This window comes from Roseateles sp. P5_B10, from assembly GCF_056400485.1.
Genome location: NZ_JBFULE010000599.1, coordinates 1 through 3,302 on the forward strand (window position 1 = coordinate 1; position 3,302 = coordinate 3,302).

Sequence of the window (3,302 nt, forward strand, 5' to 3'; positions counted from 1 at the left end):
GTCCAGCTGGCGGCCGAGGTTGAGGCCGGCCGGCAGCCGCGGCGAACCGCTCTCGTCGAACGGCGGCCGCAGCGTGTCATAGCGAGCGGCATCGACGGCGTCGCCCGGCACATGCTCATAGTCAGGCACCGGCAGCACAAGGCCGGCGTCATCGATCAATGCCGCCGTCGCGCCATGGGTGACAGGCACGATGGCGCGGATGCACGCCAGCGTGGAAAGCTCGCGCAGCTGGTCCAGCATCCAGCCCCACAGCCTCTCGGTGTCGTGGTGCGGATAGGGCCCGTCTCGCCGCACGGTGTTGGGCGTGCGCGCTTCGGCCAGCGTCTTGCCAGCCGCGTCGATGAGGGTCAGCTTGGCGTTGGTCTTGCCGATGTCGAGGACAACGATGCCTGAAACGAGATCACCGGCCCCAGGACTCAAGACACCAGCCCCGCGTGCCGGTGGTAGGAGCCCGACTCCARCACGGCCGCATAGTCATGCGAGCTCAGCGCCGAAGCCTCCACCACGCGAGGGTCCACGGCTTCAGGCTCCACGGTGATGACACGCACGCCGTAGTGCTCCAGCAGTTGCACGGCGCTGTCGGACGCGCCGGTGTCGGTAATGACGGTGGACACGCGGTTCAAGCCGCACAGCACCAGGCCCGCCTTGCGCTGGAACTTGGAGCTGTCCACCAGCACGATCAGCTCCTCCGCCTGGCTGATGAGGCGCTTCTCCGCCTGGATCAGCAGCGGGTCGGCCTCCATCAGGCCCAGGATGGACAGCCCGTAGACGCCCATGAACATCTTGGCTGCGTAGTGGTGCTGGGCGACGTCGTTCTCGAACGGGCTCAGGATGACGTTCTGCTCGCGGTAAACCTTGCCGCCGGGCAGGATGATCTCGTTGTCGCTGGTGACGAGCAGGCGCTCGGCCATCAGGAAGGAGTTGGTGAGAATCTTCAGCCGCTTCTCGACGAGAAACTCCGCCATCATGAAGGTGGTGGTACCGCCATTGATGATGATGGTTTCTCCGTCATTGCACATCGAGGTGGCATAACGCGCGATGGCGCGCTTGGCGGCGGTATGTTGCTGGGCATTGTTTTGAAAAGTCTCGCTGGACAGCGTGTATGACTTTTTCTTCTGCTCCAACCTTTGCGCGCCGCCTCGAGTGCGGGTCAACTGGTTTTTTGCGGCCAGCCAGGAAATATCCCGCCGCACCGTCGCGGCCGAGGCCGACAACCAGTCCATCAATTGCTGCACGCTGGCGTGCTCGCGTTCGTCCAGCAATTTGAGCAGACGCTTGTGACGCTTGTGATTGATCATGGGGATCACCTTTATCGGGCGCCCCGGAGAATCGGTGGCGACCGTTGTCTCGTATTTATGGCGCCCAGCCTCTGGAGGGCAGGCGTCGCTTGGCTTGGCGGCCCGGCTGAGGCCGGTTCCTTGATCGCAGCCGGTGAGCGTAGGCGCCGGCTGCAACAGCCCTCTTCACTCACGCTCAGAAGCGATCAAAGCCTGGGTGAAACGCTGTTCCAAGTGCAGATTACGTCAGCTGCGTGACAAGGTCAATCAGCAAACGCTCACGGCCATGAGCGTTTCGTGAGCGGAGGTGCCGCGGCCGATGCATTCGCTCATCCTTTTGATTTCCTGCGCCGGCGCTGACCGTGGCGCGCTGTTTCGGCCCACACTGCGCTCCGCTAATCCCGCGAATGGCGGGCTCCGGGTCGCAGGCTGCGCTCACGGAGATGAATGACGGACTGAATACAGGCAAGCTGATGACTGCAAATTCCCAAACTCCCGCCAAATTCTCAGATACGGCTCCCATCGTCTCCAAGTGGGACGATGCCGTGGCAGCCAAGTTGAGCGAACCCGAACTGCTGCTCTACCGCTCCAATCTGTTGGGCTCCGATTTGCGCGTGACGAATTTCGGCGGCGGCAATACCTCGGCCAAGGTTCTGATGCGCGACCACCTGACCGGCGCGGATGTCGAGGTACTGTGGGTCAAGGGCTCGGGCGGCGATTTGGGGTCCATCAAGCTGGATGGTTTCTCCACGCTCTATATGGACAAGCTGCAGGCGCTTAAGCAACGTTATCGCGGCCTGGAACATGAAGACGAGATGGTGGATTACCTGCCGCACTGCACCTTCAATCTGAATCCGCGAGCGGCGAGTATCGATACGCCTTTGCACGCCTATATCCCGAAGGCGCATGTCGACCACATGCACCCTGACGCCATCATCGCCATCGCCGCCTGTGCCGATAGCCGCCGCCTGACCGAAGTGATCTTCGGCGGCCAGCTGGGCTGGCTGCCCTGGCAGCGCCCCGGCTACGACCTGGGCCTCAAACTCGAAGCCCTGGCCACGTCGCAGCCGAACCTGAAGGGCATCATCCTGGAAGGCCACGGCCTGTTCACCTGGGGCGACACGGCCAAGAGCTGCTACGAGATCACGCTGGAGATGATCCGCCTGGCCGAGCAGTGGCTGGCCGAGAACATCAAGCAGCCGGTGTTCGGCGGCGTCAAGACCATCACCCTGCCCGCCGAAGAGCGCGCAGCCCTCGCCGCCAAGCTGATGCCCGCGCTGCGCGGCCGCATCAGCGCCAGCGAACGCAAGCTGGGCGACTTCAACGACAGCGCCGCGGTGCTGGAGTTCGTCGGCAGCAAGGACCTGGCCGCCCTGGCCGCTCTGGGCACGTCCTGCCCCGACCACTTCCTGCGCACCAAGATCCGCCCGCTGGTGCTGGACTTCGACCCGACCCAGCCCGACGTCGACGCGCTGCTGGCCGGCCTGGACAAGGCGCTGGAAGACTACCGCGCCGACTACGTGGCCTATTACGAGCGCTGCAAGCGCGCCAACAGCCCGGCCGTGCGCGATGCCAACCCCATCATCTACCTGATCCCCGGCGTGGGCATGCTGTCCTTCGCCAAGGACAAGGCCACGGCCCGCATCGCCGGCGAGTTCTACGTCAACGCCATCAACGTGATGCGCGGTGCGAACGGCGTCGACAAATACGTCGGCCTGCCCGAGCAGGAAGCCTTTGATATCGAGTACTGGCTGCTTGAAGAAGCCAAGCTGCAGCGCATGCCCAAGCCCAAGAGCCTGGCCGGCCGCGTGGCCTTGGTCACCGGCGGCGCCGGTGGCATCGGCCAGGCGGTGGCGCGCCAGCTGCTGCAGGAAGGCGCCTGCGTGATGCTGACCGACATCGACGCCGAGGCGCTGGAAGAAGCCCGCCAGAACCTGCTGAAGGCCGGCGGCAAGGACAACGTCGCCGCCGTGCGCGGTGACATCACGTCCGAGTCCGAAGTGGAAGCGCTGCTGTCAGCCACGG

General features: G+C 64.3%; 2 protein-coding genes and 1 pseudogene. 1 reads left to right on the plus strand and 2 read right to left on the minus strand.

The window, feature by feature from the left end; genetic code table 11:
• A pseudogene (locus AC1DU6_RS24515) lies at window positions 1-420 on the minus strand (FGGY-family carbohydrate kinase); the annotation flags it as partial.
• Window positions 417-1,298 carry a DeoR/GlpR family DNA-binding transcription regulator gene (locus AC1DU6_RS24520; protein ID WP_457389055.1) on the minus strand — a complete coding sequence of 294 codons (882 nt, stop codon included), beginning with the start codon at window positions 1,296-1,298 and terminating at the stop codon, window positions 417-419. The pseudogene AC1DU6_RS24515 and the gene AC1DU6_RS24520, both read right to left, overlap by 4 nt.
• Window positions 1,299-1,750: 452 nt before the next feature.
• Here AC1DU6_RS24520 and AC1DU6_RS24525 point away from each other — a divergent pair.
• Window positions 1,751-3,302, plus strand: a 1,552-nt coding sequence (locus AC1DU6_RS24525) for a bifunctional rhamnulose-1-phosphate aldolase/short-chain dehydrogenase (RefSeq protein WP_477860256.1), incomplete at its 3' end; no start/stop codon positions are given.